1 protein-coding gene is annotated in these 269 nt (G+C 67.3%); it reads right to left on the bottom strand.

Going from position 1 to position 269, the window contains the following annotated elements:
• Nucleotides 1–269, bottom strand: a 269-nt coding sequence (locus HU720_RS23995) for a CbtA family protein (protein ID WP_186523647.1), incomplete at both ends; no start/stop codon positions are given.

Below are 269 nucleotides of genomic sequence, written 5' to 3'. Positions count from 1 at the left end.
GCGGAGCACCGATCAGATGCGGCACTACCAGTAGTACGGCCCCGAGGGCCTTGAGCAGCCAATGACGAGCGAACACCAGCAATGCAAGCCCCAACGCGGTGGCGGCGGCGGTGCCAATCCACCAGTTTTGGCGCTGGCCGAGGTCTGCGGCCGCGGTGCCTGGCAGCTCTGGCGGCAGGCCCAAGGTGGGTGCCAGGCAGAACACGGCGAACCCTGCCAAGCCCCATAATGCGCCGGTGGTGACGCGATTGGGCTCACGCAGGCTGTAC

Origin of the sequence: Pseudomonas sp. SWRI51 (assembly GCF_014268825.1) — a bacterium.
Taxonomy (GTDB): Bacteria; Pseudomonadota; Gammaproteobacteria; order Pseudomonadales; family Pseudomonadaceae; genus Aquipseudomonas; species Aquipseudomonas farsensis.
This window is presented reverse-complemented; position numbering and strand designations above follow the sequence as displayed.